A 16,603-nucleotide genomic window follows, 5' to 3' on the forward strand; every position below is an offset into this window, starting at 1 on the left:
TTACAGCCAGGGAAGTAATACAAAGGCGATCGATTTTTATCTGAGGTCATTAAGCATTGCGGAAAAAATACAGGACACCTTACGGATTGCTTCGGCTTTGTTAAATATTGGTGGTGTGTATGGGGACACCCCCAAGGACCATGACAAGGCGTTGGAATACTTTAACCGGATCCCTAAGTATTTGCCAGGATTGAACGAACCCCAAATAACGACATCCTATTTAATGGGGGAGGGAGAGATCTACCTGCTGCAGGGGAAGTTTGATGACGCCTTGAAATACTATCAGGATGCATTGCCTTTGACCCAAAATACTGCCAACTATGCCAACAACCTCACCAAGCTGGGCATCGTGGAATTTAAAATGGGTGATACATTTAAAGCAATAGACTATCTGGACCAGGCATACCAAAATGCCAAAGAGAACAACCAACAGCTGCAAATGGTACAGGCCCTGATTGAACTTGGGAAGGTTTACCAGAACAATGACTTTCCAAAGGCCTCAAGGGCGTTTAAGGAAGCGGAATCCATTGCAAATGAAATGGGCATCAAATTTGAATTGAAGGACATTTATGAAGGACTTTCCGTGGCTTATGCCAATCAGGGAGATTACCTAAATGCCTTTAAATACCAAACCCAACTGATCGCTAAGAAAGATTCCCTCTTTAATGTAGCAACGGATGATAAAATCCGCGGCTTACAATTCGATTTTGACCTTGACAAGAAACAGGATGAAATAGGTTTGTTGGAGCAGGAAGCCGAAATCTCCGAATTACAGGTAGAGCGACAGAAGTATGTCATCTACGGCGGTATTTTATCCTTGATTTTAGTCTTTGTACTTGCTGTAGGATCCTACAAAAGATACCGTTATGTAAAGAAAACGAATAAGATCATCGAAGAGGAGAAAAACAGATCTGAAAATCTGTTATTAAATATCCTACCGGATGAGACCGCACTGGAACTAAAACAATTTGGTAAGGTAAAGGCCAAAAAATTTGAATCGGTGACTGTCATGTTTACAGATTTTAAAGGATTTACCAGTTTTTCACAGAATCTATCCCCGGAGTTACTGGTTAAAACGGTGGATTATTATTTTTCGAAGTTCGACGCCATTATGGAAAAATATGAGCTCGAAAAAATTAAAACCATAGGTGATGCCTATATGTGCGCAGGGGGATTACCCTTTCCTACCGAAGACCATCCTTATAAAATGGTACAGGCCGCTTTTGAAATTGCACAGGTGATGGAAGAAACCAAACTCAACCCACCTAAGGATATTGTTCCCTTCGATGTCCGTATTGGCATCAATACAGGAACCATTATTGCCGGCGTCGTAGGCACCCGGAAATTTGCCTATGACATCTGGGGCGATACGGTGAACGTAGCGGCGCGTATGGAATCCTTATCGGAACCGGGAAGGGTAAATGTCTCTCAAAGTACCTACTTACTTATCAGAGATAGCTATGCATGTGAACATCGGGGGCAGATACATGTTAAAAACAAAGGGATGATGGATATGTATTTTGTAAATGAGAAGAAAGATGAACCAACCATTAAAGCTAAGAAGGAGAATATAATCAATATTTGATTTTAGATCAGATAGCCATAATGCCAGGCAAAATTTCCTTTACTTATACAATGGGAAAATTACCAATAAAGGCTGGAATAGATCCTTATAATAAAATGATTGATCGCATCCCGGACGACAATTTAATAGATGTGGAAGAACAATTTGAATAACCAGACTTACAAATAAATTGTTCATTTTTAGCACTTTAACACATTATTTGGAATGCTAGTTCAAATAAAAGGTACCTTTGCAACGTTAGAAGGTCAGAAAGCCTACCTTTATTTTGATCTACCCGGATCTTTAATTTACTCCCGCTCTCTTCAGTTTTTTAATAGCAATAGTGCTAAAACCATTTTATACGCCAATAATAGGAAAAAGAGATTCTGATTTAGAAGTGCTTTTAAGTGAAAAGTAATTTTCCTCATATACTTCAATTAGTTTCTCCAAAAATTCTCAAATTATTTACCGCCCCACCGTTTTTAATGAACAAGGAATAAATACGTTCGTTAATCTCAAAAGCCGGGAAAAAGCTATAAAATTAAAATATTCCGGTATTAAAAATCCAAAATTTTCAAAAAGAAGAAGTTCAGATTTTTCTAAGACATTAAAAGAAAGAGTCAATACATATTTTAAAACAAATGAACTTAGTAAACATGCAAACAAGAGCATGGTTTTAAAGACCATACTTATGTTATCCTTATTTGTTTTACCAATTATAATTATCAATAGTGGTTTTATAACAGGTGCAGGAATGCTATTTATACTATACCTTATTAGTGGCCTAGGAATGGCAGGAATTGGTATGGGTATTATGCATGATGCCATTCACGGTTCTTATTCCACGAATAAATACGTTAACAAATACCTTGGCTACACCATGAACCTTATTGGTGCAAACTCCACAGTATGGAGGATACAGCACAATGTTTTACATCATACATATACAAATATAGATCAATCAGATGATGATATAAATCCTCCGTCTGTCCTGCGTTTTTCACCGCATGCGAAAAAGAACCGGCTACATAAGTTTCAGCATATATATGTCTGGTTTTTCTACGGTCTGTCTACCATTTCCTGGATCACTTCTAAGGATTTTGTCAGAATAAATCGTTATAGAAAAAAAGGTTTTTTTAGTAAAAAAAATGAATTTAAAACGGAACTGGCAAAATTAATAGGATGGAAACTTTTCTATTATTCGTATGCATTAATCTTACCAATTTTGATAGTACCTCTTGCACCATGGATCATTATTCTGGCTTTTTTTAGTATGCACTTTATGACTGGTATTTTAATCAGTATTGTGTTTCAGGTATCACATATCACGCCCAGCGTAGAATTTCCCTTACCTGATGGAGATGGCATGCTGGAAGGTGACTGGTATGCACATCAATTGGCAACGACCAGTAATTTTTCGCCAAAAAGCGGGTTCTTATCATGGTTAATTGGGGGGTTAAATTACCAAATAGAGCATCACCTATTGCCTAATATTTGTCATATCCATTATAAAAAAATATCTGGTATTGTAGAACTTACGGCTAAGGAATACGGCATTCCGTATCATACCAAAAGCACTCTTGCATCCGCTATTTGGGACCATATCAAAATGTTAAAAGAATTAGGCAAAGTATCGCCTTTAAAGGTAATAGCACTAAAGAATTGACAAAAATATAAAAACAAGAATTAAATAATATAATTAATAATAAATATCAAAGTAATGGAAGAAGGAACAGTGAAATTTTTTAATAGGGCCAAAGGATTTGGTTTTATAAAACCAGTTAATTCTGAAGAAGACATTTTTGTACACCAAAGTGGTCTTATTGATGAAATTAATGAGGACGACAACGTAAAGTTTAATTTGGAAAAAGGACAAAAGGGAATGAACGCAGTAAATGTGGAAGTCATCGACTAAGTCCTGAATACCAAAACTAAATTCAAAGCCATCATAACTGATGGCTTTTTTATTTGCCACAATTAAACTAAAATATTGCTTAAATCATTGTGTGTTTAAAAGTACGTCAGAAGTGCCAGTACGCCATTATAAGAAATAATACATGAAAAAAGTAAAGAAGCGCCTAAACCAAGATTAATCCAAATGCTGGTTTTATGGTTTTTCATTATTTTCCTATTGTTTATCAGTAGAAGAATTCCAAATATCACTACTGGTAAAACAAAAACGTTGAAGACTTGTGATAAAATTTGCATTTCAATGGGATTAGCACCAAATACAGGCACGATTAAAGCAAACAAGCAGGCAATTGCCGTAATAATTCTAAACTGACGTGAATTCGTATCTAATTCTCCCGATTGATAATCGGCCAATAAAATAGGAGCTATCAGTAAACAAGGGAAAATGGAAGATAATCCGGCGCTCAGGGTTCCAAAGAAAAAAAGTGTTAATGCAAATTTACCGGCAATTGGTTCCAGAGTATTCACCATATCCAGTACCCGGGTAACAGGTTGGCCCTGATGAAACAGCGCACCACTTGCAACAGCCATTACGGAGCCACTTATTATAAACACCAGAATAGCCGCAATAATCGCATCTTTTTTTTGTTGATCTAAATTATTGATATTCCAGCCTTTTCCTTTAACAAAAAGGGGTCTTGATAAAAATGTAGCTGCAGCCATGGTTGTACCAACGAATGCCGCCACCATCATTTTACCTCCTTTAACATCGGGGATAGATGGTACCAATCCCCGTATCACTTCTTCCGGCAGTGGATGTACCATAAAAAGGGATATTATAAAAGAAAGCCCCATTATGGTTACAAATATGACCAGAATCTTTTCAAAAAAAGTGTATTTACCAACGAGCAATAAGGCGTACATAATTGCAATAACCACAACTGCAATTAACAGAACGCTTTCATATCTAACCCCTTCTAATTGAGGGAAATATATTAGAAATATTTCATAAATAATAGTTGCTGAGATTCCTAAAATACCCATAAGAGAATTCCATTGACCAAAAGAAATTCCAATTATAATGAGTATGGCAATTAGCCTTCCTCCTTTTATATGTCTTTTAAAACTGTAAAGTGCCGTTTCACCTGAAATCAGTGCATAATTCCCATAGGCATACATCAGTAGTCCTGAAAATATGCAGCTAATTAGGAGTACCCATAACAATTGCATCCCGTAAGTACTGCCGGCTACTATCATTGAAGTGACGCTTCCGGTTCCAATGGTATAACCAATAGCGAAAATACCGGGGCCGAAAGCTAAAATCAGCGCCAGAAGCCTCTTAAAAATTGATTTACTCTTTTTGGTTTCACCCATAGTAGATTCTTTAGCGTGATATTTTTCTGTTAGGATTATTACTATATCTGAGAATATAGTTTAGATGGAAAAATTTTGAATTTAAGCTCGGAGCTTAGAAATAAGGGATAAGGTTTCTTTAACCTTATTCTCTAATCCGGTATAATCCTTATTTGATAAAATTTCTTTACTAATAAGTTTAGATCCCATACCCACACATGTAACCCCGGCATTGAACCATGCTTTAAGATTTGCTTCTTCTGTACTCACACCACCGGTTGGCATAATACTAGTCCAGGGTTGTGGCCCTTTAATTGCTTTTATAAAACCGGGGCCATAAAGATCTCCCGGAAATAACTTCACGATCTCACATCCCAATTCCTCAGCCCTATTGATTTCTGTCAAGGAACCGCAACCTGGCGACCACAATACTTTTCTTCTATTGCAGGCAATTGCAATATCTTCTCTTAGTGATGGGGTCACAATAAAGTTGGCTCCCATTTGCATAAACATGCTTGCAGCCCCCGCATCTGTTATAGATCCTACGCCCATAATCATTCCCGGCATGTCTTTTATCGCATATTTGTTCAGTTCTGAAAACACTTCAAAGGCATAATCACCTCTAGCAGTGAACTCCATAAGCCTTGCCCCACCATCATAGCAGGCCCTTAATACTTTTTTTCCCAATTCAACATTAGGGTGATAAAACAAAGGAACCATTCCTGTTTCCTTCATTACCGATGCTACTTCAATTCTTGAATACTGTGCCACTATATTTTATATTTAGTTTAATATTCTTTTAAAATCATACTTAGCAGGGTTATTTAAATACTTCTTTGCAGCTGCATAGTCATCTTCGCTTAAATAATCCAGATTTTGAAAACATAGGTTTGCAAATTCAGAGTTTATATCCACCAATCGAGGAGGTATTTTTCCATCCTCATCTTGTATTTCGGACAAAAAAAGTGGTGATATCTCCCCTCTGGAATTTGCCGTGACCATACAACCACTAAGACCTTTATCAAATAATTTTTTAACCCCAAGCCCTAAAAGCGTACACAAGGTGAGGTCAAATCCTATGGGTCGACAACAACGAAGCTCGTAACCCAATTCTACTGGTCTGCTCTTAACGTTTATTCCTAGTTCTTCTAATTCCTTTTGGAGAAGCATGTTAAAAATATGCGATTTGCTCACATTTCCCAATTCAGGGTGACCATGATCATCATAGGTAAAATTAATACCAATTTTATCTAATTCGGATTTTGGCATTGAATGAAAAACTCCCTCACTTACCATTGCTACCCCATAATTTATATTTTCAACCTTCCTTTTAATGATGGATGAAATTATAAGCCGAACCACTTTATCCAAAGTAATGCTGGTCTTATCAAACATTTCTGGGATGATCATCATAGGAAAATGGCAACTTGTCGCAATCCCGAATGCCAAATGCCCGGCCGATCTTCCCATGGCACACATTACGAACCAATTTTGACTTGTACGCGCATCTTCATATGTTGTATTTGCTATACGCACCCCTTCATCTTTTGCTGAATGAAATCCAAAAGTTGGATTTCTATCAGGTAAGGGCAGATCATTATCAATTGTTTTGGGCACATGGATATTTGAGATGAAAATATTCTCCTTTTCCAAAAATGCTGTTATTCTATTTGCAGTAGATGCGGTATCGTCACCGCCTATACTAACCAATAGTTTTACGTTGTTTTCCAAAAAAAGATTCGTATTGAGTTTTTCATTCCTCGGTTTAAAACGGCTCATTATTAAGGTAGAGCCACCACGGCTGAAAATTCTATCGGCATGATCAAAATCGAACTCTTTAATATCCGGATCCTCACTAAATATACCTTTGAACCCTTCATGAAGACCTAATACCCTATAACCATCCTTCAAAAAAGCCTTGGCGACCGTACTGATTACAGAATTAATTCCTGGTGCCGGACCACCTCCACAAATTATCAGTATTGATTTGCTTTTAGACAATTAAGAAAAAGTTATAAACGTTAGGTAATCTTATAAATAATGTTGACTTATCTTGCTACCCTCCCTGAGGCATCACCGCCAGCCAATTTTTGTACTTCATCTACCGTAACCAGGTTGGCATCGCCTTTTATGGTATGTTTTAAACAAGATGCTGCTACCGCAAAATCAAGGGCGTTCTGATCATCTTCAGGGTATTTTAATAAGCCATAAATTAATCCCCCCATAAAAGAATCGCCTCCTCCTACTCTATCCACAATATGTGTTATCTGATATTGTCTGGTCTCATACATTTTCTTTCCATCGTAAAGTACCCCCGCCCAGGTATTGTGTGAAGCTGAAATGGATCCTCTTAAGGTGGTAATCACTTTTTTAGCTTTAGGGAATTTAGTTATCATCTGTTTGCAGACTGATAAGAAGGCCTCAGCTTTTACATCATGTCCCTGGGTTGTAATATCGAGCCCTTCGGGTTTAATACCAAAATGTTTTTCGGCATCTTCCTCATTGCCAAGAATAACATCACAGTATGAAGTCAATTCAGTCATAATTGCCTCACGGTCTCCTCCGTATTGCCATAATTTTGCGCGGTAATTCAAGTCCGTTGATATGGTAATGCCCATCTTGCTGGCAACTTTCACTGCTTCCAGACAAGCGTCTGCTGCTCCTTGTGAAATTGCAGGAGTAATACCGGTCCAATGAAACCAACCTGCCCCATCGAATACCTTTGCCCAATCGATCATGCCTGGTTCAATCTCGCAAATTGCAGAATGTGCCCTGTCATAGACCACCTTACTGCCACGACTTACGGCACCTGTTTCTAAAAAGTAAATACCTAAGCGTTCACCGCCAAAAATTATATTTTGAGTATTAACACCCCTCTTGCGCATTTCCATTAAAGCACAATGCCCGATATCATTTTCAGGTAAACGAGTAACAAAGTCGACTGGCACTCCATAATTTGCCAATGACACAGCTACATTAGATTCTCCCCCACCATAAATGACATCAAAGCTGTTAGTTTGAGAAAAACGTAAAAATCCGGGTGGAGCTAAACGTAACATTATCTCTCCAAAAGTCACAACTTTTTTCATCTTATTTTCATTTTTAGTGATTAACTAAATGCTAATCCTCCATTTATATCTACATTATTTCCAGTAAGGAATGAGGATTCATCTGAAGCTAAATATGCAACTAAATCTGCCACTTCAGCAGCTGAACCTTCTCTTCTTAGCGGGGTAATTGCAGCAACCTTTGTACGAACGTCATCTTTTGTAAAGTCATCATGGAATTTAGTTCCTATTAAACCTGGACAGAGCGCGTTTACTCGAATTCCTTTAGGCCCAAGCTCCTTTGACATGGCTCTTGTAAAGGTAGATACAGCACCTTTGGAAGAAGCGTATAAAGAAGAACCGCCACCGCCGCCATCTCTTGCAGCTTGTGAAGAAAGGTTAATTATAGAGGAACCTTTACCCATTAAAGGTACAAATGCCTGCATTATAAACACTACAGATTTGAAGTTGACATCCATAACCAAATTATAAAATGCTTCATCAAATTCCTGTAATGTTCTACGCGCAAAAAGACCACCTGCATTACTAACCAAAATATCGACTTTATCTCCAAATGCTTCAACCGATTTCGCCTTTAGTTTCTCAATATCATCTAGTTTTGATACATCAGCTTTTACTGCCATAGCTTCACCTCCTGCAGCTTTTATTTTATCTACTGTTTCCTTTGCTTCAGATTCAGAATTAAAGTAGTTTACCACTACTTTGGCACCTTCTTTTGCAAGTTTAACAGATATCGCTAGGCCTATGTCTCTTGCACCTCCGGTAACTATTGCTACTTTACCTTTTAATTTACTCATTCTTATGTTAAATACTAAATTCCTAATGCTTGCCCACCACCAATTTGAATAGTTTCAGCTGTTATAAAAGATGCATCCTTACTTGCCAGGAATGAAACAACAGAAGCTACATCTTCTGGCTGGCCCAATCTTCCTAACATAATACTATTTGCCCAAGAAGCAAAAACTTCCGGTTTAGTTGCTTTAATTTGAGCATGGAAAGGCGTGTCAATTGTACCGGGAGATACGGCATTTACTCTAATCCCATATTCAGCTAAATCTTTCGCCAATGCTCTTGTTAAAGCATGTACTCCGGCTTTAGATGTTCCATAAATACCAGCTCCAGGTCCTCCTGCGGTCCATCCTGCATTTGAGGTATAGTTAATTATAGAAGGGTGATCTCCCTTCTTAAGAAACGGTATCGCAGCTCTTGAAGCAAAAAATACAGAATCAAGGTTTAGCGCCATTACAAATCTGTAAAAATCTGTTGTCATTTCTTCAAACCTGGACCTTCCCCCTAAACCTCCGGCATTATTAACCAGCACATCAATTCTGCCATACTTTTCTCCAATTTTAGTGATATTTGATGTTACTTGTTCATCTTTAGTAACGTCAAATCCATAATACTCTGCAGCAATTCCTTCCGCCGCAAGTTCTTCAACTCGTTTAGCTCCCGCTTCATCTTCAATTCCGTTTAATACCACGGTATATCCATCTTCACCTAATCTTTTTGCCACTGCGAATCCAATACCCCCAGTTGCTCCTGTTACAACTGCTACTTTATCTTTGTTTTTATTCATTTTAGGTTTTCTTTAGTTTTTAAATATTTTTTATCGATTTTTTTATTCAACTGATTTAATTTTTCTTGCGAAATAATATATAGATCCTACGCCAAGAGGGACAAATATTGCTATTGCTATAAAAATTGGAGTATAAGAGAATTTATCTACAACTATAGGAACTAAAAAGTTCATAATAATTACAGAGAATACGCCAATCATTCCTCCTAATCCTGCTAATGATCCTACAGATTTTCCGCCAAAGAAATCACTTGGAAGTGTCTGCACATTACTAATAGCAAATTGGAATCCGAATAACACAAAGAACACAATGACTACAAATTTTTCAGCAGTATCACCAATAAGTACAGTTGCTATTAGACCTAATAACATGATAATTCCGCCAATTAAAATTGTTATTTTTCTACCCTTATCAATTGAATTTGATTTGGCAATAATTTTTCCTGAAACATATCCTCCTGCAATACTTCCAATAGCTGCACCTACATATGGCACCCATAAGAACATACCAACCTCTTTTACATTAAATCCATATACATCAAATAAATAAATTGGCATCCAGCCTACAAATAACCACCAAATTGGCTCTAAGAAGAATCTACCAGCTACTACAGCCCAGGATTCTCTAAATGATAGGATCTCTGTTAAAGATTTTCCTTTTGTATCTTCTGTTTCATTTTGATCTGCTTCGCTTTGCCCTTCAACGATATACTGTCGTTCTTCTTCTGTAATCCAGGGATGGTATTTTGGTCCTTTTTTATTAATAATTAACCAAGGTATAATCCATAGCAAACCCATAGCTCCAACAATTATAAATGTGATTCTCCATCCATAGGCAACATAGAAAGTTGCTATTAGTAAAGGAGCAATAACTGAGCCTATAGATGCCCCGGCATTAAACAAACCTTGCGCTATGGCCCGTTCTTTAATTGGAAACCATTCGGCATTACTTTTTACAGCTCCTGGCCAGTTTCCAGCTTCAGAAACACCTAAAGTAGTTCTAAAAAAAGCAAGAGATTTAAATCCTGTTACTGTTGCATGTAGCATTGTAGATAAACTCCAAATTCCTATACTTAAAACGTATCCTATTTTTGTTCCTACTTTATCAAATAATTTACCTGAAAAAAGTTGCCCCAGAGCATAGGCAACCATAAATATGTTAAGAATATTACCATAATCACTTTTTGTAAGGCCTAATGAATACGAAATTGAACCTTCGAGATCTTCACTTCCCCACATAATACCAAGCGCACTTCTGTCTATATAGTTAATAACTGTTGATAAGAATATTAACCCAATAATCCACCATCTTAATCCCTTAACTTTCATAATTTGATATTTAATTAATGTGGATGCCAGATCGTATTTAACCTAACAAAAACATGCACCGTTAAATAAGTCAGAGACCTACTTCTGTTAGAATTACATAATATTACCGAAAAACACTGGGAGTATTCAACTGAATCAATTACAAAGAATTTTTATAGTAAAAATGATTAAGTATAGATTTCCCTCCATTACTATTTCCTGAAGATAAAAGCGTGCAATCTTATCCTCTGGTATTTGATTAGTCTTTTATGTTATAACAATACTGGTAAAGCATTTTAAAATGAACTTTCATTTTCTCTTTAGCCAATTTAGGATCGTTACTTTCAATGGCCTTATAAATATCTTCATGTTCCTGTATCCCTATAAATGCCTGGTTAACATCACAAACGTGGTATTTTTCAAAATTTGTTAATATCCCTGGAGTAATAATGAGCATTAACCTAATCATGGTACTGTTACCAGACGCCTCTGCAATCGCCAGGTGAAAAAGCAAGTCCTCCTGAACGGCATCTTCTCCATTAAGTACCTTCGCTGTATAAGCATCCAAAGCGTTCCGCATTGATTGCAGGTCCACATTGGTTCTCCTTAAAGCTGCAAGCCTGGCGGTTTTTAATTCCAGGAGTATTCTGGTTTCAACCAGGGATTTGAAATCCGGATCTACCAACCGAAGAATATCTTCGATCATACCATTCATTGCAATCACTCCAATATTGGCTACAAATGTGCCACTTTGTGGAATTGTTTTTAAAATTCCATAATACTCTAAAGTTTGGATTGCCTCTCGGACATTACCCCTACTTACTCCAAATTTTTCAGATAGCATTCTTTCGGAAGGCAACTTATCACCAGGTTCCAAATTCTTAAAATTGATCAAATCCCGGATTTTAGTTATTATCGTATTTTGAATTTCACGATTCTCACTTTTTGTTAGGATTTCTAATTTCATATATCAATAAATTATTTTTCGTATTAAAATTGGTTAACCAGATTGGTTGGTGAAATTTATAACAATTAATCTCGTAATACAAAACATCTATTGGATAAAAAAACTGATTACTTACCAATTTAGTATTTTATGGGTAAACCGGCCCTGCCAAGGGCCGGCTATACCACTTGTAAAAAACTAACTCAAACAACTATTTTTATATTTCTTGACCATAATAATGATCAACTTATAATAATGCCCTAGTACCCAGGATTCTGAGTAATCACTCCATTGGTCGCAAGAATTTCTGAAATTGGAACTGGAAATAAAAGATAATTACTATCAATCGTTTCTCCCATTTCAGCATCTGCAGTACCTGTTCTAACCAAATCAAACCATCTGTGTCCTTCAAAGGCCAACTCTAATCTCCTTTCATCATAGATAGCCTGTCTAACCAAAGCCGTAGTATTTAGGACCGTATGATCCAAAGGTGTTAAGCCAGCCCTGGTTCGTATAGGATCTAATAGATCGAGTACAGCTTCAGGAGAAGCACCATTCTCATTCAATGCTTCTGCATATAATAGAATAACATCTGCTAATCTCAGTTCTATCCAGTCGTGATCAGGACCTCCTGTTTGAGGAAATTTTGGAGACGCCATAAGTAGCTCATCAATATTTACCGCTCTTCTTAAATCTGTACCTCCGCCACTAGCATCACTAGCATCAAAAGCAGCAATTAAATCCGGATCTAAAGGCATCAGAGATTTTGTATCAAGTCCACCATACCATGACCAAAACTCCGAATCTGGATATTCATCCACTATAGAACTTGATACCTGGGTTGCAAATATGATTTCTGAATTCAAATCATTTATCTCACCAAAAATGTCAGCATAGTTGGCTTGTAAACTAATCCCTGCAGCAGCAGCTCCGTTTACAACAGCAGCCAGATGTGATTCCGCACTGCCAAAATTGCCTCTGTGCATATATACTTTGCCCAGCAATCCTTGAGCTGCGTATTTAGACGCCCTTCCATTTACTATTTCTGTACCTAAAGCTGCTATTGCATTTTGCAAATCAGGAATAATCACGTTATTATAAACATCAGCAGCCGGTTGTCTTACCAAAATAGATGGATCTGTTGTACTAGGGTTAGGAACTAAATTTACTGTCACATCACCAAAAACCAGCACTAGTTTAAAGTAAGACAAAGCCCTTAAAAAACTAGCTTCACCAATATCACCAGGATCTGTAGAATTTTCAATTACATTATTCGCACTTAATATAGCCTTGTATAATGCCGTATAGAAAGGTCCGAAAAATTGATCTTCCATAACCGTTAAATTAGGACCGTATCTATCAAATTCAGGATATGGTTCTTCGTCCATTAGAGCATTGTCTGCTCTGAAGTCGCCCATCACTGCCATTGGCGTAACAGCGCCGAGCTGATAGTAATATGCCGCATTCACAACTCCATCAAAATCTTCCAAAGAATCTGAACTGGCAATATTTGATGGAACCTGATCCAAATCATTTTCACATGCTGTTATTAACAACAATGATCCCAATAATAATTTATATACTGTTTTCATTTTTTTATTTTAAAAATTAACATTTAAACCAAACGTAAAGCTTCTCACAATCGGACTTGCACCTACTTGCACCCCATATGTTGTTGGTCCTAAATAACCAGTGTTTGTAATTTCAACACCCTCTGGATTGAAAGAGGTGTAATCATTACCCCATAAATACAACAAGTTAGAGGCTGCAAGATATAGTCTCAAACGGCTTATACCTATTTTGCTAGTCACATCTGCATCAATCGTATAACCTATAGTCAGGTTTCTCAATGCCAGATAAGACGCATCTTGTATCTGCGCGTCTAGTTGATTTCTTGACTGGTCATAAAACTGTCCATTAGCATCAGCAATGCCATCGTCATTAGCATCAAAGCTATCTCGTAATCTTCCACCAAATTCTGATTGCCAGTAAATCGGGTCAATATTGAAAACATCACCTCCCTGGGATCCCTGGAATTGAAACGAAAAGTCAAAAAGCTTATATCTCATTGAACTGTTCAGACCATAGTAAAAATCTGGTGTATTTTGTCCTGCTTTCACTAAGTCTCCACCATCTTCAACTGTTCTTGTCCTATCTATTACACCATCACCATTTTGATCTACGACATAATATTCTGAACTATTCAAACCAACAACTCTCGTGGGATCTTCTATAAAGCTATCTTCAACTCTTCCAATGGTTTCTACTGCCCACATTTCTCCAATTTCTCCACCTACATAATTTCTAAACACAGGACCTCTACCACTCTGGCCGTATATTACATCAGGTAATTGATCCAGACCTCCCAGGTCTGTAATTTCTGTTTTAACCGTAGAAAAGTTGGCACCAATATTCCAGGAGAAATCTGGTTTTTGGAAAATGGCTGCAGAGAGTTCAAGCTCCAAACCAGAACTTCTAACATCACCGGAATTAAGCCTTATTGAAGTGGTACCGAGAACTTCAGATACACTTTGATTAATCAAGATGTCTTCAATATCGGAAGTGTAGTAGTCTACACTTAATCTAACACGATTTTTTGCAAAACCTAAATCAATTCCATAGTTAGTCTCAGTATTAGTTTGCCAGGTTAAATTCGGGTTTGCCACGTCTGACGGGATTAGATATCCAATCCCGAATATTGTTGGTGCAGGGTTCAAAAGACTCAATGAATTATAAGCCCCTAAATCAGAGGTAGAACCTAAAGACCCGGTACTAAACCTTGGTTTTATTAAGCTTACTGCGTCTGAGTTGTAAAAAGATTCGTTATGTAAATTCCATCCAATGGAAAGTGCTGGAAATGTTGCATATTTTTTATTTTCACCAAAGAGTGAAGCTCCGTCTCTTCTCAATGATGCCGATAGCAAATAACGATCGTCATAAGCATAGTTAATTCTTCCAAAAATGCCAGTTCTTACAACTTTCTCTTTCCTCTCTGTTACGTTGATATCTGCAGGATCTAACAGGTTATAATTTATAATATCGGTATATGGCACATTAGTACCGTCTAAAGTGGTTCCATTGGTATAGAAAGTTTGAAATTCAACTCCAGCTACTGCACCTATGTCATGTTTACCAATTGTCTTCGTATAATCCAAGGTAGTTACACTTAAAATGGAAGTTCGTTTTAAATCTGTTTGATCCAAATTAGTTTGATTTGAACGTGCCCTGGAATCAAACTCCTGTCCTCGCCAGTAAAAGTTCTGGGTATCTGTAAGATCAGCTCCCAGAACGGTTTTTATATTTAAACCTTCTATGATCATGAATTGCAAATAAGACTGAAGGTTACCGAAATACGTTGTTTCATATCGGTCTGTATTGTCAAGCTTCGTTGCAGGACCTGAATCACCTGATCCTCCAATACCATTACCACTTCTTCCATAGTGCCAGTCTTGAGCCGTATCACCGGGCTCTAAAGTATAGATACTATTATTAAAAGGTGCATCACCTCCTCTATACCCAGAGTCAAATGAAGCAAGTCCCAGGGCCTGTGCTTGAGAATCTAATTGTTGAACGAATGCAATAGACGCATCTGTATGGTAAATAGGATGAACGCTATACGCTCTTAAGAGATCTCTCTGGTCCCAACCAACGATATCTCTATTAGAGTAAAATCCATTGAAACTTAATCCTGTCTTAAACCTGTCCCCCAATTTAGCATCGATATTCAAACGTATGTTTGCTCTTTCATACCCTTGTGTTTGTACAATACCAGTCGTATTTTGATAACCAATTGAACCAAAGTAATTTACATTTTCGGTTCCTCCACTCATGCTGAAGTCGTAGTTTTCACTAAATCCAGTTTGAAAAAGCCAATCTTCTACAGCCACTACATCGGGTGAATTTTTATAGGCATTTATCTTATAATTTAAAAATGCAGGGTCCAATTCAGATACATCATAAGTGCCATTGGCTATACCGGTTTCTAATATATTGGCCCATTCTCCAGCTGTCTTAAGTTGTTCATTATCACTCAAATACCTGTTTGATACGCTCGCGAAAGTATTAAAACTAAAAGTAGGTTTACCCGTTGTTCCCTTTTTGGTTGTAACCAGAATAACACCATTTGCTCCCCTGGAACCATAAATAGCAGCGGAGGCAGCATCTTTTAATACTTCCAGGCTTTGAATATCGTTTGGGTTAACAGTTGCTAAACTTCCTGAAATAGGATACCCATCCACAACAATCAGTGGATCTGAATTACCATTAACCGATGATGCTGCTCTAACCTGGATCTTTGGATCCGCACCCGGCGCCCCATCCTGCTGTTGAATCAATACACCAGCTAACTTACCTCCTAGTGCATCATCAACACGAGTTGATTGTATAGCTGCAATTTCACTACCTTTTACTTTGGCAACAGCACCTGTTAAGGAGGATTTTTTTCGAGTTCCATAACCAATGACGACCACCTCATCGAGTTGTGCCGTGTCTTCCTGAAGCGTGATATTCAAAGTTCTTTGATTGATAATCTCCACGGTCTCACTCACGAATCCTAAATAAGAGAAACGAAGCGATTCGCCGCTTGAAACATTAATGGAGTAATTTCCGTCAAAATCTGTCTGACTCCCCCTGGTGGTGTTCACAACCAAGATATTTACCCCGGGTATCGGTTGATTATCTGCATCAGTTACCGTACCCGAGACGGTAAAGCTATCCTGCGCAACTATGGGAATACTGACAAGCAATAATCCTATCAGGAATAATTTTGTTAATAAATTCATTTGAATTGGTTTTTGTGAGTACAAATTAATTTTCTGAATGCCTATTTCCGGCATTATTAAAACAATGAGAATTATTATGTTCTCATTTAATTCTTT

The 16,603-nt window shown here is 37.4% G+C and carries 14 protein-coding genes; 4 read left to right on the forward strand and 10 right to left on the reverse strand.

Features of this window, described 5'->3' with window-relative positions; translation table 11 throughout:
* From Q0X89_RS07890 to Q0X89_RS07905, 4 genes are all read left to right on the forward strand, one after another.
* A partial coding sequence (locus Q0X89_RS07890) for an adenylate/guanylate cyclase domain-containing protein (RefSeq protein WP_297692867.1) occupies positions 1-1,585 on the forward strand: 1,585 nt, incomplete at its 5' end.
* A 20-nt stretch (positions 1,586-1,605) separates the two neighbouring features.
* Complete coding sequence (locus Q0X89_RS07895; protein ID WP_297692869.1) at positions 1,606-1,737, forward strand: hypothetical protein; 132 nt, start codon at positions 1,606-1,608, stop codon at positions 1,735-1,737.
* 518 nt (positions 1,738-2,255) lie between these two features.
* Positions 2,256-3,230, forward strand: coding sequence for an acyl-CoA desaturase (locus Q0X89_RS07900; RefSeq protein ID WP_297692871.1), 975 nt, complete (start codon positions 2,256-2,258; stop codon positions 3,228-3,230).
* A gap of 54 nt (positions 3,231-3,284) precedes the next feature.
* Entirely contained in the window at positions 3,285-3,479 is a 195-nt protein-coding gene (locus Q0X89_RS07905) for a cold-shock protein (protein ID WP_297692873.1), read from the forward strand.
* 95 nt (positions 3,480-3,574) lie between these two features.
* Here the strand turns inward: Q0X89_RS07905 and Q0X89_RS07910 are convergent, their stop codons facing one another.
* The 10 genes from Q0X89_RS07910 to Q0X89_RS07955 form a co-directional block, all read right to left on the reverse strand.
* Entirely contained in the window at positions 3,575-4,849 is a 1,275-nt protein-coding gene (locus tag Q0X89_RS07910; RefSeq protein WP_297692875.1) for an Nramp family divalent metal transporter, read from the reverse strand.
* 81 nt (positions 4,850-4,930) lie between these two features.
* On the reverse strand, positions 4,931-5,599 hold the full coding sequence (locus Q0X89_RS07915) for a bifunctional 4-hydroxy-2-oxoglutarate aldolase/2-dehydro-3-deoxy-phosphogluconate aldolase (protein ID WP_297692877.1): 669 nt from the start codon (positions 5,597-5,599) through the stop codon (positions 4,931-4,933).
* A gap of 12 nt (positions 5,600-5,611) precedes the next feature.
* The gene (locus tag Q0X89_RS07920; RefSeq protein WP_297692879.1) at positions 5,612-6,829 is read right to left on the reverse strand and encodes a 6-phosphofructokinase; all 1,218 of its coding nucleotides are present in this window, start codon (positions 6,827-6,829) and stop codon (positions 5,612-5,614) included.
* A gap of 47 nt (positions 6,830-6,876) precedes the next feature.
* Positions 6,877-7,917 (reverse strand): sugar kinase, encoded by a 1,041-nt coding sequence (locus tag Q0X89_RS07925; protein WP_297692881.1) that lies wholly within the window; start codon positions 7,915-7,917, stop codon positions 6,877-6,879.
* A gap of 20 nt (positions 7,918-7,937) precedes the next feature.
* Entirely contained in the window at positions 7,938-8,693 is a 756-nt protein-coding gene (locus tag Q0X89_RS07930; protein ID WP_297692883.1) for an SDR family NAD(P)-dependent oxidoreductase, read from the reverse strand.
* 14 nt (positions 8,694-8,707) lie between these two features.
* Entirely contained in the window at positions 8,708-9,472 is a 765-nt protein-coding gene (locus tag Q0X89_RS07935) for an SDR family NAD(P)-dependent oxidoreductase (protein ID WP_297692884.1), read from the reverse strand.
* 42 nt (positions 9,473-9,514) lie between these two features.
* Complete coding sequence (locus Q0X89_RS07940) at positions 9,515-10,801, reverse strand: MFS transporter (RefSeq protein ID WP_297692887.1); 1,287 nt, start codon at positions 10,799-10,801, stop codon at positions 9,515-9,517.
* 238 nt (positions 10,802-11,039) lie between these two features.
* Positions 11,040-11,747, reverse strand: coding sequence for a FadR/GntR family transcriptional regulator (locus tag Q0X89_RS07945; RefSeq protein WP_297692889.1), 708 nt, complete (start codon positions 11,745-11,747; stop codon positions 11,040-11,042).
* Positions 11,748-11,986: 239 nt separating this feature from the next.
* On the reverse strand, positions 11,987-13,318 hold the full coding sequence (locus Q0X89_RS07950; RefSeq protein WP_297692891.1) for a RagB/SusD family nutrient uptake outer membrane protein: 1,332 nt from the start codon (positions 13,316-13,318) through the stop codon (positions 11,987-11,989).
* A gap of 9 nt (positions 13,319-13,327) precedes the next feature.
* Entirely contained in the window at positions 13,328-16,507 is a 3,180-nt protein-coding gene (locus Q0X89_RS07955; RefSeq protein WP_297692893.1) for a TonB-dependent receptor, read from the reverse strand.
* Positions 16,508-16,603 lie beyond the last annotated feature (96 nt).

The organism is uncultured Eudoraea sp. (assembly GCF_947258525.1).
In the GTDB taxonomy this organism is placed as follows: Bacteria; Bacteroidota; Bacteroidia; order Flavobacteriales; family Flavobacteriaceae; genus Eudoraea.